This is a genomic window from Ornithinibacillus halotolerans, from assembly GCF_014637405.1.
Classification (GTDB): domain Bacteria; phylum Bacillota; class Bacilli; order Bacillales; family Amphibacillaceae; genus Ornithinibacillus; species Ornithinibacillus halotolerans.
The window spans coordinates 19275-44465 of the sequence record NZ_BMEY01000002.1; the positions used below are offsets into that span (position 1 = coordinate 19275).

Genomic DNA, 25191 nt, shown 5'->3' on the forward strand with positions numbered 1-25191 from the left:
GCGCTTTCAAACCATTGATATAAAAGGATTTTAAAAAATCAAAAAATAATCTTTTGAAAATAATTGATTTTTTTTGAAAATAAAGGTCGACAAAATTCTCGACTTAATAGTATAATAGATTTCATCAAATAAATTCAATAACACTAAATTGTCAGAAAAGTATAAACAATAATATAAATAACTTGTTTAATAAATACATTAAAAAAGTAAACCCTAAAAAGGCATAATGTCTTGGGCCGACAATAAAAAGTAGGGGGATTTAAAATGGCTGAAAAGCTCTTAGAACTAAACAATTTAAAAACTTCATTTCGCATAAAAGATGATTATTATGCAGCTGTTGATGAAGTGTCATTAACAGTAAACAAAAATGAAATACTTGCAATTGTAGGAGAATCTGGTTGTGGGAAAAGTGCATTAGCATTTTCCATTATGGGCCTTCACACACGTGCGAAAATTGAAGGTGATATTTTATTCAAAGGAAATAACCTTGCTAAGATGTCGCCATCTGAAATAAATAAAATTCGTGGTAAAGATATCGGATTTATTTTCCAAGATCCTTTAACATCTTTAAACCCATTGATGGAAATTAAAGATCAAATTGGTGAAACATTATTACTTCATAATAAAAACATGTCCAAAACACAGCGCTATGAACGTGTATTAGATTTATTAAATAAAGTTGGAATTCCTCGTGCAGAACATGTAATGAACCAGTTCCCGCATGAATTATCAGGTGGTATGCGTCAGCGTGTTGTTATTGCTATGGCAATTGCTAATAAACCTGAATTATTAATAGCAGACGAACCAACAACTGCACTTGATGTAACGATCCAATCACAAATTCTTGAATTAATTAACAAGCTTAAGAATGAGATGGATTCAGGTATTATCCTAATTACTCACGATCTTGGTGTTGTTGCAGAGATGGCAGACAGAGTTGCTGTTATGTATGCAGGTCAAATTGTTGAAATTGCGGATGTGAAAACATTATTTGAAAATCCGTTACACCCATATACAAAATCATTATTAAATTCTGTTCCAAATGCTAATGAGGAACAAGATAAATTACATGTTATTCAAGGAATTGTACCTTCATTACAAAATTTACCTAGAGAAGGTTGCCGTTTTGCTGATAGAATTCCTTGGGTTGATGAATCAGAACATGATAAACATCCTGAATTAAATGAAATAGAACCGGGACATCACGTGCGTTGTAGTTGTTATAAGCACTTCAGTTTCCCTGATGAAAGTAAGGAGGGACAACATGTCTTATCTTGAGGTTAAAGATTTAAAAGTGCATTTCCCTATTAAGGGTGGTGTATTTGGAAGAACAGTTGCACATATTAAGGCAGTCGATGGTGTAAATTTATCGATTGAAAAAGGTAAAACATATGGGTTAGTGGGTGAATCTGGCTCAGGAAAGACTACTACTGGACGTGCAATAATTGGACTAAATAATATTACTGCAGGTCAAGTTATCTTTGATGGAGAAGATATTACGAACATTCGTCGTGCAAAATCAGATGCTCGGAAAGATGTTCAAATGATTTTCCAAGATCCATACTCATCATTAAATCCAAAGAAACGTGTTATGGACATTATTTCTGAACCACTACGAAATTTCGAAAATTTATCTCGTAAAGAAGAACGAATCAGAGTTCAAGAGTTATTAGAATTAGTAGGGTTAAGTCCAGAAAGTATTTTAAAATATCCACATGAGTTTTCTGGTGGACAACGTCAACGAATTGGTATTGCAAGAGCAATTGCATTAAAACCAAAACTAATTATCGCGGATGAACCAGTGTCGGCACTTGATGTATCCGTACAAGCGCAGGTTCTTAACTTCATGAAGGAAATACAAAAAGAACTTGATTTAACTTATCTATTTATTAGTCATGATTTAGGAGTAATCAAACATATGTGCGATGAAATTGGAATTATGTATAAAGGTCGCTATGTAGAGGAAGGAACTGCTGAAGATATCTTTACTAACCCGCAACATATTTATACGAAGCGATTAGTAGCAGCAATTCCGGATATTGATCCAAATAAGCGAGAAGAAAAACGTAAATTCCGTGAAGAAGTGAAAAAGGAATATGATCAGTCCTTTAATGATTACTTTGATGAAGAAGGTTTAGCCTATAAATTGCAACCAGTTTCGGATACTCACCAAGTGGCTTTACCTGAGAGAGGTTGATAATATGTGGAAATTTTCAGTACGACGTACGTTAATCATGATTCCCCAAATATTTTTACTTAGTATCTTAATATTTGTTTTAGCACAACTAATGCCAGGGGATGCATTATCTGGAACAGTAGATCCAAACGTAGATCCTGAGAGATTAGATGAAATTCGTGAGCAAATGGGATGGAACGATCCATGGCACGAGCAATATGCGAGATGGATGGGTGGCGTTCTTCAAGGAGATCTAGGGCAATCATTCCGTTTTAAGATGCCAGTTACAGAATTAATTGGGCAACGTATTGTGAACTCATTTTGGTTATCTGTAGCTACGTTAATTCTTACTTATCTAATTGCTATTCCACTTGGAATTACAAGTGGCCGTTATAGTGATACATTCCGTGACCAACTAATAACTGGTTACACATATGTTGGATTTGCAACACCATTATTCATTTTTGCGTTAGTCATGTTATGGATATTTGGTTTCCAATTAGGTTGGTTCCCTACAAGTGGTAGTGTAGAGCCTGGAGTTGAACCAGGAACATTTAATTACTTTATGAGTAAGGTGTACCACCTATTGCTACCTGCACTTTCCATGGCGTTAATCACGACGTACGGTACAATCCAATATTTACGTAACGAGATTATTGATACGAAACAAAAAGACTTTATTTTAACAGCTAGAGCAAAAGGTGCATCCGAGTCTCGCGTGTATAATCGTCATATTTTTCGTAACTCACTATTACCAATTGCGGCGTTCTTTGGATTTGAGATTACAAATCTAATCGGTGGTTCCATCTTTATTGAGAATATCTTCGGTTACCCTGGAATGGGACAGCTTCTAGTAGAATCAATCTCATTACGTGATTACACGGTGTTAACAGCTGTAACGTTAATTTTCGGTGTAGCATCGATTCTAGGGGCATTATTATCCGATATTATTCTAAGTATTGTCGATCCGCGAATTCGTATTAAATAAATTAGGTAAACAGCGAGGTGAGAAAAATGGAAAATAAAGCAGAAGAAGTAAAACCGATAAAAAGTCCTTCTGGCTTTAGTATAATCTGGCGTGAGCTAGTACGAGATAAGTTAGCGTTAATTTCTTTAATCTTTTTAATTTTAATTATGGCTTTTGTATATGGGGTATCCCTTGTATTAGACCAGGATGAGATTGTCACAGTAGACTTGTTTTCTATTTACGAACCACCAGGTGAAGAGTTCATTTTAGGTACGGATTACGGTGGTCGTGATGTATTTGGACAATTGATCATTGGTACAAGAAACTCCTTGTCAATTGCAATCATCGTTACCGTATTGACAGGTATTATTGGAGTTGCTTATGGGTTAATTTCAGGTTACTTTGGTGGGCATATTGATAACATCATGATGCGTATTCTAGATTTCTTTATGATCTTACCATTTACAATGATTGTAATTGCGTTTGTGGCTATCGTTCCAAAATATAGCATTACGACATTTTCACTCATTATGACCGGATTCCTGTGGATGGGAATTGCGCGGTTAATCCGTTCGAAAGCACTCCAAGAGAAAGAATTGGATTATATCCAAGCATCAAAAACACTTGGAAGCTCTAATTTTAAAATTATTTTCACACAATTATTGCCTAACGTAAGTTCCTTGATTATCGTTACGATGACGTTGAACTTAGCGGCGAATATTGGACTTGAATCAGGTCTTTCTTTCCTTGGATTCGGGTTTCCAGAAAGTACACCAAGCTTAGGTACGCTACTCAGTTATGCTAGAAATCCACAAACACTAGAATTTAGATGGTGGATTTGGGTTCCTGCATCAATCATGATTTTACTGCTTATGCTTTCGATCAATAACGTTGGTCAAGCATTGAAGCGTGCAACAGATGCAAGACAAAGAAGAGGTTAAATAATAATAAAACATACTTTTCCTTGGCCGCGACCATTGGAATGGCCAAGGAAAACTTTATAAAAGAATAGGGAGGCAATTAAGATGAAAAAGACAAGCAAATGGCTTTTAGCTCTTATGCTAGTTTTACTGCTTGCACTTGCTGCATGTGGTGGTGGAGACGATAAATCGTCTGATTCTTCCAACAATAATGAGGGAGAAAACAATAAAACTGCTGAAAATAATAAAGACGAAGGCAGTGACACAGAAATTTTCAATATTGAAGATTTCAGCATGACTACTTCAAACACTGGTGAGGCAATTGAAGATGGTACACTAACTTACGGTATTGTATCAGATACAGTTTTTGAAGGAACTCTAAACTATAACTTCTATTCAGGTGCTCCTGATGCTGAAATTATTGGTTGGTTTGATGAGCCTTTATTCGATACAGATGCAAACTATGCATTCACTAATGAAGGTGCTGCTACTTGGGACGTAGATGAAACTGGTACAGTATACACTTTCCAAATCAAAGATAATGTTAACTGGCATGATGGAAAACCTGTTACTGCAGAAGATTATGCTTATGCTCATTATGTAATTGGACATCCTGACTATGTTGGAATCCGTTATGGTTCTGACTTTGAAAACATCGTTGGTATGGCTGAGTACCATGCTGGTGAAACAGATACTATTTCTGGTATCGAAGTTATCGATGAAAAAACTCTACAAATTACTTATAAAGAAGGCGGTCCTTCTCTAATTACTGGAGGAATCTGGCCGTATGCATTACCGAAACATGTATTCGGTGAAATGGAAGTTGCAGATATGTTAGAATCTGATGCAGTTCGTAAAGAGCCAATCGGATTCGGCCCTTATAAAGTTACACAAGTTGTACCTGGTGAGTCAGTTACTCTAGAACGTAACGAAGACTACTGGAGAGGAACTCCTGCTCTAGAACAAGTTACTGTAAAAGTAGTTTCTCCTTCAGTTGTAGTTCAAGCACTAGAAAAAGGCGAAGTTGATATGGTAGATAGCTTCCCAACAGATCAATTCGTTGATAATGCACATATGTCAAACGTTGAATTCTTAGGTCAAGTTGACAATGCATACACTTACATTGGTTTCAAACTAGGTAAATGGAATGCAGATGAAGGTAAAGTTGAAGTAGATCCAAATGCTAAAATGGCTGATGTAAACTTACGTCGTGCTATGTGGTATGCGGTTGATAATAATGCTGTAGGTGACCAATTCTATAACGGTTTACGTTGGAATGCAACTACGCTAATCATTCCATTCTTCCCAGAGTATCATAACTCTGAAATCGAAACACCAACATATGATCCAGAAGAAGCTAAACGTATTTTAGATGAAGCTGGCTACCTAGATGTTGATGGTGATGGAATCCGTGAAGATAAAGAAGGTAATGAGTTAACTATTAACTTTGCTTCTATGTCAGGTGGAGACACTGCTGAGCCACTAGCTCAATACTACATCCAATCTTGGAAAGCAGTAGGTCTTAACGTTGAATTAGTTGATGGTCGTCTAATTGAGTTTAACGCATTCTACGATCGTCTAGAAGCTGATGATCCTGCTTACGATATTTATCAAGGTGCATGGGGTACTGGTACTGACGTAAACCCTGCAGGTATCTTTGGTGGTAACTCACCAGCTAACTACCCTCGTTGGACTAACGAAGAAAACGATAAACTACTTGCTGAAGGTGCTTCAATGAAAGCAATGGATGTTGAATATCGTAAAGAAGTTTATGATCAATGGCAACAATTAATGGTTGATAACATTCCTATGTTCCCAACTCTTTACCGTTCTGTTCTAGTTCCGGTAAACGAGCGTGTTGTTAACTATACACTTGATCCTGCTTCTGAATTACGCCGTTACCAAATTGGTGTAACTCAAGAAGAACCAGTTGTAGCTGAATAATCTTTAAAAAAGAAGAGGCATTTTGCTTCTTCTTTTTTTGTTTATAAATAAAAGAATCTTGTTTATTTAAATTTATTTTATGTACCAATTATCCTACTAAAACCAACGTTGGAAGCGCTTGATAATTGTTTGTATAGGTACAATTATCTAAATACTTTTAATAAAAAGTTTAAAAAAAGCTTGTTAAAAATCTGAAAATAATATATACTTTAAAAAAATCGCATTTATATTACAAATTCATTACGATATCTTCTTATATGAATATTTTCATAGAATAACTCAAAACAAATTAATTGAAAATTATAACATTTTAACCTAAATGGGCAGACGCATACAGTCGAGGGTAACAAAACATCACGAAATATTCTGCTCTTTACTTTGTTTAAAATGTAATTTTATAAGAAAAATTATATCATGAATTTTTTCAATTTTTAGTTAGGGGGATTATCTTGGCAGAGAAGTTACTGGAAATCAAGAACTTAAATACATCTTTCCGAATCAGAGATGATTATTATGCTGCGGTTGATGATGTTTCACTTACTGTTAACAAGAATGAAGTATTAGCAATCGTGGGCGAATCCGGTTGTGGAAAAAGTGCATTAGCATTTTCAATTATGGGATTACATAATCGAACGAAAATGGAAGGGGAAATATTATTTAAGGGTGAAAACATCGTCAATATTTCACCATCAAAGTTAAATAAACTACGTGGTAAAAGCATGGGGATGATTTTCCAAGATCCGTTAACTGCACTAAATCCCTTAATGATAATAGGTGATCAAATTGGAGAGGCATTACTTCTTCATAATAAGGAGCTCTCTAAAACAAAACGTAAAGAAAAGGTAATTGATTTATTAAATAAAGTAGGGATACCAAGAGCCGAACATGTATATGAACAGTTTCCACATGAGTTATCAGGTGGTATGAGACAGAGAGTTGTTATAGCAACTGCAATTGCGAATGAGCCAGAATTACTCATTGCGGATGAACCAACGACAGCACTTGATGTAACCATTCAATCACAAATTTTAGATCTAATAAAAGATTTGAAAGAAGATATGAACTCTGGTGTCGTACTCATTACGCATGACTTAGGTGTTGTTGCTGAAATGGCTGATAGGGTTGCAGTAATGTATGCAGGACAGCTCGTTGAGATTGCAGATGTCCATACCTTATTCGAAGAACCATTACATCCATATACGAAATCACTATTTAATTCCGTACCAAATGCTAATGAAGAACAAGAAAAATTGCATGTCATTCAAGGAATCGTTCCATCGTTACAAAACTTACCTCGTACAGGATGCAGGTTTGCAGCAAGAATACCTTGGATTGACGCATCACAACATGAAGAACATCCGGAATTACATGAAGTAAAACCAGGACATTTTGTACGTTGTAGTTGTTATAAACATTTCCACTTCCCGGAAGAAAGTAAGGAGGAACAGCATCATGGGATTTCTTAAAGTTGAAGATTTGAAAGTCCATTTTCCTATTAAGGGCGGATTGTTTGGAAGGACTTTAGGACATGTAAAAGCAGTTGATGGTGTCTCTTTCTCCTTAGACAAAGGAAAAACATATGGCCTTGTTGGTGAATCTGGATCAGGTAAATCTACTACTGGTAGAGCGATTATCGGACTGAATCACATAACGGATGGAAAAATATTCTTTGAAGATAATGAAATAACTGCTACTGCTAGAAAAGCTAAATCTGATATACGGAAAGATATTCAAATGATTTTCCAAGACCCATATTCTTCATTAAACCCAAAGAAGCGGGTACTTGATATCGTTGCAGAACCGTTACGTAACTTTGAAAGTTTATCTAGAAAAGAAGAACGAATTAGAGTTCAAGAATTATTAGAATTAGTTGGTTTAAGCCCTGAAAGTATTCTGAAATATCCACATGAATTCTCTGGGGGACAACGTCAGCGTATTGGGATTGCAAGAGCGGTTGCACTAAAACCAAAACTAATTATCGCTGATGAGCCGGTATCAGCACTTGACGTTTCCGTACAAGCGCAAGTATTAAACTTTATGAAAGAAATTCAAGGTGAGCTAGACTTAACTTATTTATTCATTAGTCACGATCTTGGAGTTATTAAACATATGTGTGATCATATTGGAATCATGTATAAGGGACGTTTTGTTGAAGAAGGGACAGCAAAAGAAATTTTTAATGACCCTCAACATATTTATACAAAACGACTTGTAGCTGCAATACCTGATATTGATCCAAGAAAACGTGAAGAAATGAAACAGTTCCGTCAAGAAGTGAATACGGAATATGAACAAGCCTACAATGATTACTTTAATGAGGAAGGTTTAGCTTATAGTCTAAAACCTATATCCGACACTCATTTAGTAGCTCTTCCGGAGAAAGGTTGATAGTATGTGGAAATTTAGTGTACGAAGAATAATGATTATGATTCCTCAATTATTTGTTTTAAGTGTACTAATCTTTGTCTTAGCAAAAATGATGCCAGGGGATGCATTATCTGGTCAAATCGATCCAAATATTGATCCTGCTCGTATTGAAGAAATTCGTCAAGAAATGGGATGGTATGACCCATGGCATGAGCAATATGCTAGATGGATTGGTGGAGTAATTCAATGGGATTTCGGTCAATCCTTCCGATTTAAAATGCCAGTTACCGAGTTAATGGGACAGCGAATTGAAAACTCTTTCTGGTTGTCACTTGTAACACTAATATTTACATATTTAATTGCAATTCCATTAGGGATTACAAGTGGAAGGTATAATGACACATTACGAGATTCACTCATTACCGGTTATTCCTATTTAGGATTTGCCACACCAATATTTATTTTTGCACTCGTTATGTTATGGGTATTCGGATTCCAATTAGGTTGGTTCCCAACTAGTGGAAGTGTAACACCGGGACTGGTGCCTGGAACCTTCGATTATTTTGTAAGTAAGGTATATCACTTGATATTACCAGCCTTATCAATGGCACTCATAACAACATATAGTACAATCCAGTACTTAAGAAATGAAATTATCGATACGAAACAGAAAGATTTTATCTTACTAGCAAGAGCTAAAGGTGCTTCAGAATCAAGAGTTTACAATCGACATATTTTTAGAAACTCACTTTTACCTATAGCGGCATTCTTTGGATTTGAGATCACTACTTTAATTGGAGGTTCTATCTTTATTGAAAACATTTTTGGATATCCAGGGATGGGTCAATTGTTAATAGAATCTATTAGTCTACGAGACTATAGTGTTGTAACAGCTACTACATTACTATTTGGTATGGCAGCTGTACTAGGGGCACTACTCTCAGACATTATTTTAAGTATAGTAGATCCGCGAATTCGTATTAAATAAATTTGGTAAATAGTGAGGTGAATAAAAATGGCAGCAAACTCAGCAAGTGTAGAAAATGTTGACGTAAAGAAAAAAGAAATTAAAAGTCCTTCTGGCCTTAGTGTCATCGGAAGAGAACTTATTAAAGATAAGATTGCTTTAATCTCATTAATATTCTTAATTTTAGTTGTCGCTTTTGTATATGGTATATCGTTCGTACTCGATCAGGAAGAGATTGTAAAAGTTGACTTGTTTTCTATCTACGAACCACCAGGAGAAGAATTTATTCTTGGAACTGACTACGGTGGCCGTGATGTATTTGGACAGTTAATCATTGGTACACGAAACTCGTTATCGATTGCATTTTTAGTAACGATAATGACAGGATTAATCGGTGTTGTTTACGGATTATTATCTGGTTATTTCGGTGGGCATGTCGATAATATCATGATGCGTATTTTGGATTTCTTCCTAATTCTACCGTTTACGATGATCGTTATTGCATTCGTTGCAATCGTACCAAAATATAGTATTTGGACTTTCTCTCTAATTATGACTGCCTTTCTATGGATGGGGATAGCCCGATTAATAAGATCGAAGGCACTCCAAGAGAAGGAACTAGACTATATTCACGCGGCAAAAACACTTGGAACATCTAATCTGAAAATTGTATTTAAACATATTTTACCGAATGTAAGTTCATTAATTATTGTAACAATGACACTTAACTTAGCATCAAATATTGGATTAGAATCCGGACTATCCTTCTTAGGATTTGGATTCCCAGAAAGTACGCCAAGTTTAGGTACACTACTCAGTTATGCGAGAAACCCACAAACACTAGAATTCAGATGGTGGATTTGGGTACCAGCATCACTAATGATTTTATTCCTTATGTTAGCAGTAAATAACGTTGGTGTTGCATTAAGACGTGCATCAGATGCTAGACAAAGAAGAGGATAAGATTTTAAGTCATAGCTTTCTAATATTTCCAACTAGATTGGCATATCTTTTAAGGAGGTGAGGCTTGAGTAGTAGAGAGGGTATTAATAAGTTACCTACATTAATACTTAGCTAGGTATTAATGTTGAGTATAAAATGTCGAGTAATCGACAAAAAACAAAAGCTTTATAAAAAAAGGGAGGGTATTTAGCATGAGTAAGAATGTAACAAAGTTGCTATTTGCACTAATGCTTGCAATGGTTCTAGTATTAGCTGCATGTGGTGACAAAGACACTGCTGACAATGGAAACAACAACAACAACACTGAAGATCCAGCAAACAATGAGAACAACGAAGACAATGGTGAGGAAGATCCAGCTGATGATGAAGATTCAAATCTATTCAGCATCGATGACTTCTCTCAAAGCAAAAATAACGAAGGAGAACCAATCGAAGGTGGAACACTTAACTTTGGTTTAGTTTCCGACACAGTATTTGAAGGTACACTAAACTGGAACTTCTATTCCGGTGCACCAGATGCAGAAGTAATCGGTTGGTTTGACGAGTCGATGCTTTACATGGATGATACTTTCACTTACACAAATGAAGGTCCTGCAGAATTTACTACAGAACCTTACGAAACAGATGAGTATCCAAACGGTGTAACTTTCACATTCACAATTAAAGATGGTGTGAAATGGCACGATGGAGAGCCAGTAAAAGCAGAAGACTGGGCATTCTCATATGAAGTAATTGGTCACCCGGATTACCCTGGTGTTCGTTACGGTCCAGATTTCTCTGGAATCATCGGTATGGAAGAATATAATGCTGGTGAAGCAGACTCAATCTCTGGTATTGAGATTGTAGATGATAAAACTCTAAAAATTACTTATAAAGAGTCTCAACCTTCACTACTAACTGGTGGTGTGTGGACTTACGCAATGCCAAAACATCTATTCAAAGATATTCCAGTTGCAGAAATGCAAGAACATGATTTAGTACGTAAAAACCCAGTAGGTATGGGACCATTTAAAGTTAAACAAATTACACCTGGTGAGTCTGTTGTATACGAAAAATTCGCAGATTACTGGCGTGGAGAGCCTAACCTAGATGAAGTTGTATTAAAAGTTATCGCTCCTGAAGTTGTAGTTCAAGCACTACAAACTGGTGAAGTTGATATGGTTGACAGTTTCCCAACTGATCAATTCGTTGATAACGCTGATATGAGTAACGTTGAATGGTTAGGTCAAACTGACTTAGCGTACACTTACATCGGATTTAAGCTAGGACATTGGGATAAAGAAGAGAAGAAAGTTGTAATGGATCCAGACAAGAAAATGGCTGATGTAAACTTACGTCGTGCTATGTGGTATGCAGTGGATAACAATGCTGTAGGTGAGCAGTTCTACAACGGTTTACGTTGGAACGCAACTACTCTAATTATCCCACCATTTGGTGACTACCATAACTCTGAAATTGAAACACCAACATATAATCCTGATGAAGCTAAGAAAATTCTTGATGAAGCTGGATACCTAGATGTTGATGGCGATGGAATTCGTGAAGATAAAGAAGGTAATGAGTTAACAATCAACTTTGCTACTATGTCAGGTGGAGACGTAGCTGAGCCACTTGCTCAATACTACATCCAATCTTGGAAAGCAGTTGGTCTAAATGTAGAATTAATCGATGGTCGTCTACTTGAATTCAACGCATTCTATGATCGCGTAGGTCAAGCGGGAGACGATGATCCAAACATCGATATTTATCAAGGTGCTTGGGGTACAGGTTCTGACGTTAACCCTTATGGATTATACGGTCCAGACCAATTATTCAACTTCCCAAGATACGAATCTGAGAAAAACTCAGAATTGCTAGAAGCTGGTAACTCTCTAGATGCATTCGATACAGATTACCGTATCGATATTTACAGACAGTGGCAAGAGCTAATGGTTGAAGATATCCCAGTATTCCCAACTCTATACCGTGCGGTTCTAATTCCGGTTAACAACCGTGTAGTTAACTACACAATTGAGCGTGGAGCTAACATGGGACTTCATGAGCTAGGAGTTACTCAAGAAGAGCCTTTCACTCACGAAGGATAATTAAGTATTAAAAACGGAGGAGCGATTATGCTTCTCCGTTTTTTTATTTTAATTTGATACATATCAATAAAATGATAACTTTATAGATTTAATCATACTTTTTACTCAAATCTATTAAATTAGTAATAAAAAATAGTAGTTTTGGCAATCCTTATAAAAGATTCATAGAAATCTTGCTATGACTAGTATGGAGTATCGTACTTAGTCAAAATTTAAGGAGGAACTACTATGAAGAAAACAATTATAACTTTAACTACTGTGATAGCATTAGCATTTCCATTAAGCACTTCTGCCTTATCCTACGATGTATTAAATGGAGAAACGTTATTAGGAGTTTCAGAAGAATATCAGAACTATGAACATACAAATTCAAATCAAAATGGTAATGTATCAGAACCGTATATTGTTAAAAAAGGAGATACTCTCTATGCAATCTCGAAACAGTATGATATTTCTGTTGATGAATTAAAGGCATGGAACAATCTTACATCTGATTTAATTTTAGTTGGACAAGAACTAGTTGTTGAAGAATTATCAGCCGAAACAAATAAGATAAATGCTGAGGATACAATCCAACCTAAAGAAGTTAAAGCTAGCTCTACTACTAATGTAGAAGGAAAAACATTGACTGTTGTTGCTACAGCATATACTGCTGAATGTGATGGATGTACAGGCATTACGTATACTGGAATAAACTTGCTTGAAAATAGAAACTTAAAGGTAATCGCTGTTGATCCAACTATCATTCCATTAGGTTCAAAAGTATATGTAGAAGGATATGGAGAAGCAATTGCAGGAGACATTGGCAGCGCCATTAAAGGAAACCGAATCGACGTCCACTTACCAACAAAGAAAGAAGCATATGAGTGGGGAGTAAAAGAAGTAAAAATTACAATTGTAGAGTAAACAAACGAGGCTGGGACAAAACTAAAACAAAGGTAAAAAAATACGAGCAATCACCACATTAGCCCCGGAAATATACGGAGACTCCTCGAAAAAGTAGAACACTTTTTCTTCGTGCGATGTATCGCTGTCGAAGCGTTCCTTGTCCTGTGGGAGGAAAGGCATCGGTGAGACCCCGTTGATGCACCTGCGTCTGCAAGTCATGCTACGAAGAAAGCTTCCTCGGTGCAAGGCAGCAGGGAAGCTTATTCAAGTAGTAGCCTGGCTCACCAGCCGCCCACGGAAAGCGCAGTATATTTCCGGGGCGGGTCTGATGCTCTAACTTTAATGTTCAGTTTTTCCTTTGTTAGAAATAGTTTTGTCTCAGCCTCTTATTTTTTATGATTTATAATTTATAGCATTTGGATTCACAGGTTTAATAACTTCTTCTGGTTCATTAAAAATTTGTTCAATTCCAACGATACTAAAACCAATAATAATCATTAAAAATAAAACGACTAATAGCTTCCTCACTTCAGTCTGCCCCCATATATGATGTCCTAATAAGTAGTATACTAGATGAGCTCGCATTAAGACAATTGGAAAATAGAAAAATATGAAGGAAATATTTCCATATAAAAACAAAGGAAAATGCATAAAAGTAAGGTGTTATTCATCATTCTAAACTTTTATATTAGTTTATGATAAACTATATATGGATAGCATCCTGGTAACGCTTACATTTAAGCTCGTTTTTTATTATAAGGAGGTATACAATGAGTAGTAAAACTCTCGATAAGTTTTTAAATGATAATTTAGCAGAATTAAAAGCCAATGGACTTTATAACGAAATCGACCCAGTGCAAGGGGCGAACGGACCGATCATACATATAAATGGAAAAAATCTAATTAACCTTTCATCAAATAACTATTTAGGATTAGCTACAGATGAGCGACTAAAGCAAGTTGCTAAGGATGCAGTTGATTCTCATGGTGCAGGTGCGGGTGCAGTTCGTACTATTAACGGTACTTTAGATTTGCATATTGAATTAGAGAAAAAGTTAGCGGAATTTAAAGGAACAGAAGCAGTAATCTCCTATCAATCAGGATTTAATTGTAATATGGCTGCTATATCTGCAGTGATGGATAAGCATGATGCGATTCTATCAGATGAGTTAAATCACGCTTCTATTATTGATGGTTGCCGTTTATCAAAGGCAAAGATAATTCGTTTTGCCCATTCTGATATGGATGATCTAAGACTAAAGGCAAAAGAAGCAGTAGAGTCTGGTCAATATAATAAAATAATGGTTATTACTGATGGTGTATTTTCAATGGATGGAGATATTGCTAAATTACCTGAAATTGTTGAGATTGCTGAGGAATTCGACCTAATTACATATGTAGATGATGCTCATGGCTCAGGTGTATTAGGTAAAGGAGCAGGTACTGTTAAACACTTTGGTTTGCAAGATAAAGTAGACTTCCAAATGGGAACACTTTCTAAGGCAATTGGAGTTATCGGTGGATATGTAGCTGGTAAAGCAAATCTTATTGATTGGCTAAAAGTTCGTTCCCGTCCATTTTTATTCTCAACTGCAGTTTCTCCAGCGGATGCAGCTGCAAGTAAAAAAGCAATTGAAATACTAATGGAAAGCACAGAGCTTCATGATAAGCTATGGGAAAATGGCAACTATTTAAAAGATGGATTGAAAAAATTAGGCTTTGATATTGGTAATAGTGAGACTCCAATTACACCATGTATTATTGGTGAAGAAAAAGCTGCACAAGAATTTAGTAAGCGCCTGTTCGAGGAAGGTGTATATGCGAAATCAATCGTATTCCCTACTGTTCCAAGAGGTACTGGTCGTGTGAGAAATATGCCAACAGCAGCACATACAAAGGAAATGCTAGATGAAGCAATTCAAGTGTATGAAAAAGTTGGTAAAGAAATGGGTTTAATTTAGTCGGTAGGTAGGGGAGAAGCATATGAAAAGAATACTAGTCACCGGTGCAGGGGGCCAAATAGGCTCTGAACTTGTTGTGAAATTAAGAGAAATATACGGGGATGCGAATGTAATTGCATCGGACATTCGTGTCGTTGAAGGGGAAGTGGCGAACGGTCCCTTTGAAATTGTTGATGTGACAGATGAACAGCGGATATATCAAGTAGCCAAAGATTATCAAGTGGACACAGTCATGCACTTAGCCGCATTATTATCTGCAACTGCAGAGAAAATACCTAAAAAAGCATGGGATATCAATATGGGTGGTCTAATGAACACGTTAGAAGTGGCCCGTGAATTGAATTTGCAATTTTTTACACCGAGTTCAATAGGTGCCTTTGGTCCATCTACACCAAAAGATAATACACCGCAAGATACGTTGCAACGTCCTACAACGATGTATGGAGTTAATAAAGTGTCAGGAGAACTTCTCTGTGACTACTATTATGAACGATTTGGCGTTGATACACGTGGTGTACGTTTCCCTGGGTTAATTTCATACGTTGCACCTCCAGGTGGTGGAACGACAGATTACGCGGTGGAAATTTATTATGAAGCGATAAAACAACAGAAATATACTTCATATATTGCAGAAGGAACATATATGGATATGATGTATATGCCTGATGCACTTGAAGCCATTATTCAGCTAATGGAAGCAGACCCAACTAAGTTAATCCATCGAAATGCTTTTAACATAGCTGCTATTTCGGCAGAACCGATGGACTTTGCTAAAGCAATCCAAAAACATATACCTCAATTTGAACTAACATTCGAGGTTGACCCGGTCAGACAGAAGATTGCGGATAGTTGGCCAAATAGTATAGATTCCTCGGCTGCTGAGGAAGAATGGGGCTTTCAAGCAAAATATGATATCGATCGTATGACTAAAGAAATGTTAGAAAAGATTGCAGAGAAGTTAAAATAATATAGAAGCATTCTCATCTTAGGTGGGGGTGCTTTTTTATTTCAATGTGATGATAATTACGGGAGGCTTTTTTCATACATTGTTTCGTATCATATGGGGTTCCAAATGAAGAATGGGCAGTTCTCATACATCAATTCGTACCTAATTTCAGTTTCAAATGAAGAATGGGTAGTTCTCATACATTATTTCGTACCTAATTACGGTTCCAAATGAAGAATGGGCAGTTCTCATACATTACTTCGTATCTAATTTCAGTTCCAAATGAAGAATGGGCAGTTCTCATACATTATTTCGTACCTAATTTCAGTTCCAAATGAAGAATGGGTAGTTCTCATACATCAATACGTATCTAATTTCAGTTCCAAATGAAGAATGGCCAGTTCCCATACATTATTTTGAATCTAATTACGGTTCCAAATGAAGAATGGCCAGTTCCCATACATTATTTTGAATCTAATTGCGGTCCAAAATGAAGAATGACAAGCTCCCATTCGTTAATTCCAGTAGCCATCCCAGCCAAAAAGGATAAATAGCAATTGCCAAATCATTTTCACTACAAAAAATCCCCCCTGCACGAAGCAGGAGGGTTAATATTAACCAGCATACATCTCGCTAATTTGTTTTTGTAATTTTTTGTCGCGAACATATTCGTCATAACTCATTTCCTTATCGACAATTCCATTTGGAGTAATTTCAATAAGGCGATTTGCAATACTATCAATAAACTGATGGTCATGTGAAGTAAATAGAATAGAACCTTTGAACTTAATTAATCCATTATTTAATGATTGAATGGATTCTAAGTCTAAGTGGTTTGTAGGTTCATCTAATAATAGAACATTTGCATTGGATAGCATCATTTTAGATAGCATACAACGAACTTTTTCTCCACCAGATAGTACATTTGCTTTTTTCAGTGCTTCTTCTCCAGAGAATAACATTCTTCCTAAAAATCCGCGTAAAAAGGTTTCTGTTTCATCTTCTGGTGAATATTGACGTAGCCAGTCGACTAGTGTTAAATCTCCATTTTTGAAGAACTCACTATTATCTTTCGGGAAGTAGGATTGAGATGTTGTAATTCCCCATTTATACGTACCGGAATCTGGCTCCATTTCTCCCACTAAGATTTTAAATAGAGTCGTTTTGGCAATATCATTTTTACCAACAAAAGCAATTTTGTCATCTTTATTCATAATAAAGCTAACATTATCAAGAACTTTCTTCCCATCAATTGTTTTCGTTAGTCCTTCTACACGCAATAGGTCATTTCCGATTTCGCGTTCTGGTGTAAATGCAATATAAGGATATTTTCTAGACGATGGTTTAATATCATCTAATGTAATATTATCGAGCATTTTTTTACGAGAAGTCGCTTGTCTTGACTTAGAAGCATTCGCACTGAATCGTGCAATAAATGCTTGTAGTTCTTTAATCTTTTCTTCTTTCTTCTTGTTTGCATCTTGTGCCATTCTAGAAGCTAATTGACTGGACTCATACCAGAAATCATAGTTTCCAACATAAATTTGTATTTTTCCAAAGTCAACATCTGCAATGTGCGTACATACTTTATTTAAGAAGTGACGATCATGGGAAACAACGATAACCGTGTTCTCGAAGTTAATTAAGAACTCTTCAAGCCATTGGATAGCTTGTATATCCAAACCGTTTGTAGGCTCATCTAATAGTAGAATATCGGGATTGCCGAATAGGGCCTGTGCAAGTAATACTTTTACTTTCTGATCTTCTGTTAATGTGGACATGAATTGGGAATGTAGACCTTCCTCAATGCCAAGACCTTTTAAAAGAATGGCAGCATCAGATTCAGCTTCCCAACCATTCATTTCAGCGAATTCACCTTCTAGTTCTGCAGCACGAATTCCATCTTCTTCTGTGAATTCAGTCTTCATATAAATTTGGTCTTTTTCTTGTTTTACTGCATATAGTTTTTCATGTCCCATTAAGACAACTTCTAATACAGGATATTCTTCATAAGCAAAGTGATCCTGCTTCAGAACAGCTAAACGCTCACCAGGAGACATAGAAACATTACCAGTTTGCGGATCAATTTCACCAGATAATATTTTTAGGAACGTAGATTTACCAGCACCATTGGCACCAATAACACCATAACAGTTTCCTGGAGTAAATTTTAAATTAACATCTTCAAATAATTTTTTATCGCCATATCGTAAACTTACATTAGTTACAGTAATCATTTAATCGGTTTTCCTCCAAATTTAATACTTCATCGTAAGCTTATTAGATTTAAGGGGTGAAGTCAATGTAAATCGTTGGTTTTACAATGATTTACGTTAACTTTATATAAATATTTTCAATAATGTCTTGTGTAATTATCGTTTTTTCGGTAAAGTTTTGTTATATTCGTTTTTATTATTACTAATATTAGAAAAAATGCTTAAGGTTAGTCCTGAGTGGAGGGGAAAACATGAGAGAAAGGACTATATACTTTATCTTTACAGATACAGGGACTTATCTTTCTAGAATGATTAATTTATATACAAATGCACCTCTAAATCATGTGTCAATCGGATTTGATTATGAATTAAAAGAGGTATATAGCTTCGGTCGAATTAATCCTAAAAATCCTTTTAGTGGGGGCTTTGTTCAAGAGGATATTAGAGGAGATTTTCTTAAAAATTCACAGTGTGCTATTTATGCATTTCATATAACGGAAGATGAGTATATAAAGGTTCGTCATCATATTAAGGAAATAGAAAATCGAGCGTCTGACTATAAGTATAATTTTATTGGTTTAATAGGAATAGCATTAAAAATTGAGATTCGTAGAAAGAATGCATTTTTCTGCTCGCAATTCGTTGCAACAGTCATGCGGGATACCGAAACATTTAAGTTTTCGAAGCCAATTCACTTTGTTACACCAGCTGATATTAGGGCTCATTCTGAGTTACAACTAATCTATCAAGGTAGATTAGGAGACTATCCGGTTCATCAACTAAGCGAAGAGGCACTAGAGTTGCCTAAGAAATCATTTTTTCATATTGTATCGAACAAGGTTAAGAGTTTTGTTGCAAGATAATAAGAATAGCACCATAGTGACATATAGACAAGGGGTCTGACTCCTGAAGAAAACAAGTAAGCTAGTTATTTGTGTTTTTCAGGAAACAGATCCCTATTTAACTACTTCCTTAAAAAAGTTTCAATTCCTAATGTTTCATAAGGGACCTTTATTTTAAATGCAAGATTATTCCCTTCTAAATCCATATTTTCAACACTAACTTGAAAGTTGCTCTTTATATCCATCTTCGTAACAGCTACGTAAATCTCCTCATCGTCTGGATTAATTGTAACCCACTTCGGTACCGGTAGATATTTGTTCATGTATTCCATAATCTTTTTATTTGGTAATTCCATAAGTCCAAGAGAAATGGACTTTTGCTTTAAGACGACATCTCCATTTTCTTGGACAATGGGCTCTAATCGAATGGATAGTGGGACGGTCGTTGAGAACACAGGAATATCCCCAACTATATGAACATCCTCTTCTAATGAAACCCTGTACTGGTGATTCGAGTCTTTTAAGTATTCATACATATAGGCATTAATTAATTCATTGAGATTTTTTTTCGTCGTTCGAATAACGAATTCTGAACTATCTTGAGTTACTTGGTGTTCTCCAATAGACATGTTAGGGCGATCAACAGGCCAAAAGATAAGTGATGTAATGATAATTACAATGATAATATTTAATATTAGTAAGGTGAAAAAGGACCTTTTCCATTTGTTTTTATTTCTATTACTTCTTTTCATTGGAATTTTTCACCCTCGATTCTTTCATTCTACGACTAAATAATTTAATATTCGTTCAGCAATACGTTGGTAACCAAATTCATTCGGATGGAAGTGATCTTCTGCAAACAGATTAACAGATTCGTCGGTGAATAAATCTTTTGTAGGGATAAAGGTGGCACCTGCCTTTTCGGCTACTTGTTGACTTGTGCTATTCCAATCATCTGCAATCATATCCAACTCTTTAATATGTTCGAAATACTTTTGAAAAGGATTGTAAAACCCAATAAGATAGATTGTTGCATCTGGATTAATCGTATCTATCTTTGCGAAAATTTGTTTCAATCTCTCCTCATAATGCACTCTTTCTTCGGAAAAAATCGTATAAGTTATTTCCATAAAGTTTTCTTTAACGACTTGCATAATATCATTGGCACCAATTGTAATAAGAATAATGTCTGCTTTTTTTATCGAATCTTGTATATTGGATTCATTTAGACGTTCTAATAATTGCTCGGTGCGGTTTCCGCGCTTACCGAAATTATCAATTGTTACGACTTTTTCTTCTGCATTTAAATGCTTATCGATAAGTCCAACATATCCACCTTGATTCGTGCTATCTCCTACTCCTTGTGTTAAGGAGTCGCCTATAGCGACGATATGCTTATCTTTATTTGAAAAGAATGCAATCGTATTTTGAATCATTTTAGAAAATTCTTCGGAGAGTTCTTCTACTGGTGTTTTAGTGTCTTTATTATTTGTATCATTCGAATCTTTTTCTTCAATAGTTCCTACTGGGTCTTCCATGGAAGTATCGTGATTCTCTGGAGGTGAAGCAGGATTCGTTTCTGTTTGTGCATTGTAATTTAAGGTAACTCCGATAAAAACAAGACAAATAAGTGCAATACTTAAGATGACAGTCTTTTTATTCATATGAACACACCTAATAGTTGTTTGACCTTACTTTAATGTATGAAATGCAAAAAAAGAAATCTACTCATTTTATTATATATATCCATTTTCAGTAGGTTTTAAAAGTGGAATTGTGAATTTATGATAGAAAATCGGCAATTTTGGTTGAATTATGGGGAAAGAAGAGGTTTGCAATAATAAAAGTTAGATTTAGAGGACGAACAATACGCTTTATCAGCTCTGGGAATATACGAAGACTCCTTGAGAAAAAACGAAAAAGCTTCCTCGGTGCAAGGCAGCGAGGAAGCAAATTCTTTGTAGTAGCCTGACCTTCAACTCTCCAAAAACTGTTGGACCATCCAACTCCATTTTTCAAATTCGGTGAGAAAGCCGTCGTGGCCGAATTTAGTTGAGACGTGATGATAGGTGGCGTTTGGAGTGTGGCTTGCGAATTCCGCGATTGAATTTGGGTCATAAATAAGATCATATTCATAACTAATTGCCAAGATAGGACAAGTATATTTCTTACAAGCTTCTTTCCAACCACCACGGTCTCTTCCTATATCATGGGAATTCATTGCTTGAAGTAATGTTAGATAACTATTGGGGTCGAATCGACTTGCTAGTTTTTCACCTTGATACTTTAAATAGGAAGTAACAGAAAATCCATCACTAGATTCTGCGCGACCGAATCTCTCATGAAAAAGTTCTGCACTTCGATACGTAACCATGCCAATCATTCTTGCAATTTCTAGACCTCTAATTTCAGATGGTGAGTTATAATCTCCATTATTCCAGGCAGGATCAGATATAATCGATTGTTCAGAAATATAATTGTATGCAATACCATAATCGGAAAGTGTTGGGGTAACTGCTAGTGCAATGAGACGATTTACTATATTAGAGTATAGGAGTCCCCATTCTAACACTTGCATACCACCTAATGACCCCCCAACGACTGCAAAAACTTCATCAACTTGTAATCTTTTTAATGCGAGATATTGTGCATGCACAATATCACGAATTGTAATATTGGGGAAGTTTTTGCCATATGGGCGATTGTTATTAGGATTAATGGAAAGTGGCCCAGTTGAACCATTACAACCACCTAATACATTAAAAGTAATCACTTGATATTTAGTTGTATCGATGGCTAAACGATGTCCAATTAGCCCACTCCACCATCCTGGTTCTTCGTTATTTCCGATTGTTACATGATTTCCTGTTAATGCGTGGCAAATTAAAACGACTGGCGCACCAACAGGTCCAACACGTTCATACCGTAAGGAAACAGAGGGAATGGTTGCGCCAGATTCCAGTTGGAGTGGACCAATGTTAATATCATTTACCTCTGTTATATAATTTCTAGACATATGAACCATTCCTTCAAACATTTACCCAATCGAAATTGCTTGTTTTGCTATGCCCCGTAATGCTAGCCACTCATCAATAATAGAACGGCCAGCTACCACTGTAATACCTGTAGCTTTTAGATGACTAATTATTGGATCATTTAGATTGGCGTTTTCCACCCAAAGGGCTTTCACTTGTTTATTAATTAAATCTTCAATGACCGTTGGCGGTAGTGTATCTTCATGTACAAGAACAAGATCGACCTCCGTTGCACTACTTAAATCGGTAACTTCATAGCCAAACTGGTTTAATCGCTCTAATGTTTGTTTAAATGCACTTTGTTCAGTCTGCCCTAATGTTGCAATTACTTTTTTACGTGGTGCTCCATTATTTCGGTCAAAGGAAGAGTGAAGTAACCATGGAACAAATTTCTCATCCGATTCTCCGTTTGTGGATTTTAAAGTTGTTGCTTTATGGATTGCTTGCTCCAAGTCTTGAATAATATCATTAATGGATTCGATACCGATGGACAGTCGAATTAGCTCTTCAGATACGCCACTCTTCTTTAAATCATCCGCACTTAATTGTTGGTGGGTTGTTGAAGCGGGATGAATAATTAATGATTTGGCATCCCCTACATTTGCTACATGAGAGAATAGCTGTGTAGCATCAATGACTGCACTTCCAGCTTCTCGCCCACCTTTAATTCCAAATGTAATAATCGAGCCAAACTTCCCACTTAAATATTTTTTAGCTAACGCGTGTGATGGATGTGTTGGAAGCCCAGGATAATTAACCCATTCTACTGCTGGATGTTCATTTAAATAATTAGCTACAAGGTTAGCGTTCTCAGTGTGCCTTTCGATTCGAAGATGTAATGTTTCTAATCCTTGCAGTAATAAAAAGGCATTATTTGGACTTAGGCAAGCACCAATATCTCGTAATAATTGGACTCGTAGTTTTGTTGCAAATGCACTCGGTCCTACATCAACATAGCGAAGTCCATGATAGCTTTCATCGGGTTCATTAAATTCAGGGAAGCGTTCTTTATTCCATTGGAAACGGCCACCATCGACAACAACTCCACCAATGGACGTACCATGACCACCAATCCATTTTGTAGCGGAATGAACGACAATATCTGCTCCCCATGTTAAAGGTTTAGAAAGGTATGGTGTCCCGAATGTATTATCGATAATTAGTGGTATTCCGTTTTGATGACAAATACGAGCAACATTTTCAACATCAAAAACATTTAAGCTAGGGTTTGTAATGATTTCTCCAAAAACTGCTTTCGTCCGATCAGTAATTGCATTCTCAATTTCTGATAAACTAGTTCCATCTACAAACTTCACGTTAATGCCATACTTCGGTAACGTTTTGGCAAATAAATTATACGTTCCTCCATAGAGATTGCTATCAGCAATAATTTCATCTCCAGCACTCGCAATGTTTAAGATTGCTAATGTAATAGCAGCCATGCCTGATGAAGTGGCAACAGCAGCAACTCCATCTTCAAGTAATGCAACTCGCTCTTCAAACGCATCTACAGTAGGATTCATAATTCTTGTGTAAATATTTCCGGATTCTTTTAAGCCGAATAAATTTTGTGCATGTTCGGTGTCTTTAAAAACATAGGAAGTAGTTTGATAGATCGGAACTGCTCTAGAGCCAGTTGCAGGATCTGGGGACTGTCCCCCATGGAGTAATGTTGTTTCTGGTTTTTTGAAATTATAATTGGTCATGATAAATTCCTCCTTATGATAGTTTTTATCTGGAGGAAGAGGGGAAACAAAAAACCCTCTTCCTAAGAAGAGGGTGTAGGTACGAAAACCGTTCCTCCTCTTATCTTCCAGATCATATGACCTGTAGGATTTAGCACCTTTTAAGGAAAGTATCACTTTCACCTCAGGTTGCCGGGCTTCATAGGGCCTATTCCCTCCACCGCTCTTGATAAGAGATTTGAAAATTTTAAATTTGAATACTATACTATCGATTAAAAAAATAAATGTCAACTATAATTGTTTATTAATTGTCGACATTTTTCATTTTACGTATCGGGAATCGATATACAGAGCTAAGATAGATAACAAGTGCTAACCAGATCATACTAAAAGCGATAAGATGTTCTTTTGTGAACGTTTCTCCATATACAAATATCCCAATTAGCAGCATAAATGTTGGTGCGATATACTGTAAAAATCCGACCATTGCTAGAGGAATTCTCCTCGCCCCACTAGCAAAAAGTAGTAAGGGAACAGCAGTCATTATGCCAGAACCAATGAGCAATAATTGGTTACTTGAGATTTCCTGAAAGGTAAATGTATTAGTTGGTAGAAAAAGTAGATAAAGTAATGCGATCGGTGTAACAATTAATGTTTCAATCGTTAAGCCATACATAGCAGGAATGTCTACAACCTTTTTAAATAATCCATACAAAGCAAAAGTGACAGCTAAGATGATAGAAACCCATGGAAATACGCCATAAGAGATTGTTAAGTATAGAACGCCAAGACCGGCTAAAAGTACGGAAACGGTTTGGCTTTTCGTTAATTTCTCTTTTAGAACAATAATCGCCAGTAGTATGCTAACTAATGGATTAATATAGTAGCCGAGACTTGCTTCAAGAATATGTTCACTATTTACTGCCCATATGTATGTTAACCAGTTTAAACTAATGACGAGGGAAGCCAATGTGATGCTCATCCACTTCTTTTTATCTTGCAAAATAGCTTTACATTCACGAATGAAACCATTCCACTTACGAACAATCAACAAAATCAAAATCATGAATGCAAATGACCAAATGATTCGATGAGCTAAAATTTGACCAGCTGGTACATGATCAAGGAGTTTCCAATAGATTGGTAGAAATCCCCAAACTACATAAGCAAAAACGGCATAAACAACGCCAATACGGTCTACTGTCTTTTCCATAAAATCCCTTCTTTAGT

21 protein-coding genes and 1 riboswitch are annotated in these 25191 nt (G+C 36.1%); of the genes, 14 read left to right on the forward strand and 7 right to left on the reverse strand.

The window, feature by feature from the left end:
• Positions 1–264 precede the first annotated feature (264 nt).
• The 11 genes from IEV35_RS02015 (at position 265) to IEV35_RS02065 (ending at position 13294) form a co-directional block, all read left to right on the forward strand.
• Complete coding sequence (locus IEV35_RS02015; protein ID WP_188383025.1) at positions 265–1278, forward strand: ABC transporter ATP-binding protein; 1014 nt, start codon at positions 265–267, stop codon at positions 1276–1278.
• Positions 1265–2197: an ABC transporter ATP-binding protein gene (locus IEV35_RS02020; protein WP_188383026.1), complete on the forward strand. Its 933-nt coding sequence runs from the start codon at positions 1265–1267 to the stop codon at positions 2195–2197. Before IEV35_RS02015 ends, IEV35_RS02020 begins: the two co-directional genes overlap by 14 nt.
• 4 nt (positions 2198–2201) lie before the next feature.
• Positions 2202–3164 (forward strand): oligopeptide ABC transporter permease, encoded by a 963-nt coding sequence (gene opp4B / locus IEV35_RS02025; RefSeq protein WP_188383027.1) that lies wholly within the window; start codon positions 2202–2204, stop codon positions 3162–3164.
• Between the two features lie 26 nt (positions 3165–3190).
• Entirely contained in the window at positions 3191–4084 is an 894-nt protein-coding gene (locus IEV35_RS02030; RefSeq protein ID WP_188383028.1) for an ABC transporter permease, read from the forward strand.
• A gap of 84 nt (positions 4085–4168) precedes the next feature.
• A complete protein-coding gene (gene opp4A, locus IEV35_RS02035) occupies positions 4169–6007 on the forward strand; it encodes an oligopeptide ABC transporter substrate-binding protein (RefSeq protein WP_188383029.1) in 1839 nt (612 codons plus the stop codon).
• Positions 6008–6456: 449 nt separating this feature from the next.
• On the forward strand, positions 6457–7473 hold the full coding sequence (locus IEV35_RS02040; RefSeq protein ID WP_308419753.1) for an ABC transporter ATP-binding protein: 1017 nt from the start codon (positions 6457–6459) through the stop codon (positions 7471–7473).
• On the forward strand, positions 7460–8395 hold the full coding sequence (locus IEV35_RS02045; RefSeq protein WP_308419754.1) for an ABC transporter ATP-binding protein: 936 nt from the start codon (positions 7460–7462) through the stop codon (positions 8393–8395). The genes IEV35_RS02040 and IEV35_RS02045 overlap by 14 nt, the downstream gene beginning before the upstream one ends.
• Before the next feature lie 4 nt (positions 8396–8399).
• Positions 8400–9362 (forward strand): oligopeptide ABC transporter permease, encoded by a 963-nt coding sequence (gene opp4B, locus IEV35_RS02050; RefSeq protein ID WP_188383030.1) that lies wholly within the window; start codon positions 8400–8402, stop codon positions 9360–9362.
• Between the two features lie 27 nt (positions 9363–9389).
• Positions 9390–10304 (forward strand): ABC transporter permease, encoded by a 915-nt coding sequence (locus IEV35_RS02055; RefSeq protein WP_188383031.1) that lies wholly within the window; start codon positions 9390–9392, stop codon positions 10302–10304.
• 191 nt (positions 10305–10495) lie between these two features.
• Positions 10496–12388, forward strand: a complete 1893-nt coding sequence (gene opp4A / locus IEV35_RS02060) for an oligopeptide ABC transporter substrate-binding protein (protein ID WP_188383032.1) — start codon at positions 10496–10498, stop codon at positions 12386–12388.
• 228 nt (positions 12389–12616) lie between these two features.
• Positions 12617–13294, forward strand: coding sequence for a 3D domain-containing protein (locus IEV35_RS02065; RefSeq protein ID WP_188383033.1), 678 nt, complete (start codon positions 12617–12619; stop codon positions 13292–13294).
• Between the two features lie 375 nt (positions 13295–13669).
• Here IEV35_RS02065 and IEV35_RS20275 read toward each other — a convergent pair whose 3' ends face one another.
• Complete coding sequence (locus IEV35_RS20275) at positions 13670–13804, reverse strand: hypothetical protein (RefSeq protein ID WP_268237904.1); 135 nt, start codon at positions 13802–13804, stop codon at positions 13670–13672.
• A gap of 242 nt (positions 13805–14046) precedes the next feature.
• Here IEV35_RS20275 and IEV35_RS02070 point away from each other — a divergent pair, with 242 nt between their 5' ends.
• Both IEV35_RS02070 and IEV35_RS02075 read left to right on the forward strand, forming a co-directional pair.
• Entirely contained in the window at positions 14047–15237 is a 1191-nt protein-coding gene (locus IEV35_RS02070; protein WP_188383034.1) for a glycine C-acetyltransferase, read from the forward strand.
• Between the two features lie 22 nt (positions 15238–15259).
• Complete coding sequence (locus tag IEV35_RS02075; protein WP_188383035.1) at positions 15260–16204, forward strand: L-threonine 3-dehydrogenase; 945 nt, start codon at positions 15260–15262, stop codon at positions 16202–16204.
• A 593-nt stretch (positions 16205–16797) separates the two neighbouring features.
• Here the strand turns inward: IEV35_RS02075 and IEV35_RS02080 are convergent.
• Positions 16798–18420, reverse strand: a complete 1623-nt coding sequence (locus IEV35_RS02080; RefSeq protein ID WP_188383036.1) for an ABC-F family ATP-binding cassette domain-containing protein — start codon at positions 18418–18420, stop codon at positions 16798–16800.
• Positions 18421–18650: 230 nt separating this feature from the next.
• On the opposite strand from IEV35_RS02080, the gene IEV35_RS02085 reads away from it, so the two are divergent.
• Positions 18651–19262, forward strand: coding sequence for a hypothetical protein (locus tag IEV35_RS02085; protein ID WP_188383037.1), 612 nt, complete (start codon positions 18651–18653; stop codon positions 19260–19262).
• Between the two features lie 101 nt (positions 19263–19363).
• On the opposite strand, the gene IEV35_RS02090 is transcribed toward IEV35_RS02085, so the two are convergent.
• From IEV35_RS02090 to rarD, 5 genes are all read right to left on the reverse strand, one after another.
• Positions 19364–19993 carry a YpmS family protein gene (locus IEV35_RS02090; protein ID WP_188383038.1) on the reverse strand — a complete coding sequence of 210 codons (630 nt, stop codon included), beginning with the start codon at positions 19991–19993 and terminating at the stop codon, positions 19364–19366.
• 24 nt (positions 19994–20017) lie between these two features.
• Positions 20018–20905: an SGNH/GDSL hydrolase family protein gene (locus tag IEV35_RS02095; protein ID WP_188383039.1), complete on the reverse strand. Its 888-nt coding sequence runs from the start codon at positions 20903–20905 to the stop codon at positions 20018–20020.
• Between the two features lie 311 nt (positions 20906–21216).
• Positions 21217–22257, reverse strand: a complete 1041-nt coding sequence (metX, locus tag IEV35_RS02100) for a homoserine O-acetyltransferase MetX (protein ID WP_188383040.1) — start codon at positions 22255–22257, stop codon at positions 21217–21219.
• Positions 22258–22278: 21 nt separating this feature from the next.
• Complete coding sequence (locus IEV35_RS02105) at positions 22279–23982, reverse strand: O-acetylhomoserine aminocarboxypropyltransferase/cysteine synthase family protein (RefSeq protein ID WP_188383041.1); 1704 nt, start codon at positions 23980–23982, stop codon at positions 22279–22281.
• A gap of 97 nt (positions 23983–24079) precedes the next feature.
• Positions 24080–24197: riboswitch (SAM riboswitch) on the reverse strand.
• A gap of 68 nt (positions 24198–24265) precedes the next feature.
• Entirely contained in the window at positions 24266–25174 is a 909-nt protein-coding gene (rarD, locus tag IEV35_RS02110) for an EamA family transporter RarD (RefSeq protein WP_188383042.1), read from the reverse strand.
• Positions 25175–25191: the final 17 nt, after the last annotated feature.